The organism is Caballeronia arationis, from assembly GCF_001544975.2.
Classification (GTDB): domain Bacteria; phylum Pseudomonadota; class Gammaproteobacteria; order Burkholderiales; family Burkholderiaceae; genus Caballeronia; species Caballeronia arationis.
Map to the genome: position 1 here is coordinate 1 of NZ_FCOG02000492.1, position 1057 is coordinate 1057.

Consider the following 1057-nt stretch of genomic DNA (forward strand, 5'->3'; position numbering starts at 1 on the left):
CATGTCCCGCTTTCGCTGGCAGTACCTGCCAGCTGTGACCAGTATCACGGAAGGCGGGACGGACTATCTATATTAGGTAAATATTGACGAAGCAATCCGTTGGTGTTTTCGCAGGTCCCGCGCTGCCAGGGGCTGTGCGGGTCGCAGAAGTAGACGCGCACGCCAGTGGCAGCAGTGAGTTCTTGACGCCGCGACATTTCTTTGCCCTGGTCGTAGGTGAAGGTTTGTCGCAACGGCGCGGCAATCGAGTTGAGTTTGGCAGAGAAGCCCGCCAACGCTGAAGCGGCGGTGGCATCTTCCATCTTGGCGAGCAGCACCAGGCGGCTGGTCCGTTCGACCAGAACGCCTACCGAAGATTGGTTGCCGGCGCCCTTGATGAAGTCGCCTTCCCCAATGACCAGGCAGCAGTCGGTCTTCGATTGCGGGCGGCCGCACATGAATGCTGACCATATCCGGAATCTGTCCGCGCCTGTCTGTGCCGCGGGTGCGCGGCATACGCGTGCTGTGGCTGTGGCGCAGGCAGGCAATGAGCTGACGGCGCAGTTCCCCGCGCTGTTTCGAGTCAGTTCACGGCTCACGGTGGCCGGCGAGCGCCCGAGTATTCGGGCCATGGCCCGGATACTCACGTCCTGTAGCCGCAGGCTTGCGATGGCGAGGCGTTCTTCAGGTTGAAGCTGTTGGTACGAAGTTTGGTCGGGCATTGCGACACCTTATACGAGATAGGTGTTGCACTTCGCTTTTGATAGCGCCAGGCGAAGCCTGGGATTGGGGGAAGTCGTAGGTGACAGAAACCAATCATTGGAGTCCAGAGGGTTCGACGCCCTCCCGGTAAAGGCTAACCACCAGCCGGAAGCGAGCCTTGCATGCGAGTGCGGTAACGCACTACTTGAAGCGTAGGCAGCGGGTATTGAAGCCGTGTGATTGAGCCTCGATATGAAGCAACCGTTGGTGTCTTCATTTTTCAAATTGTGGGGACAGTACTCGAGAGTGCCGAGTTCTTGCGCCTTTCTCACGGTCTCATCTTGGCGTTCGTGAGCGCCGATCCAGTTCTCGGTAA

At 58.8% G+C, this 1057-nt stretch carries 1 pseudogene; it reads right to left on the reverse strand.

Annotation, left to right across the window (positions count from 1 at the left end):
* Positions 1-74: 74 nt before the first annotated feature.
* Positions 75-701: pseudogene (locus AWB81_RS43420) on the reverse strand (IS30 family transposase); the annotation flags it as partial.
* Positions 702-1057: the final 356 nt, after the last annotated feature.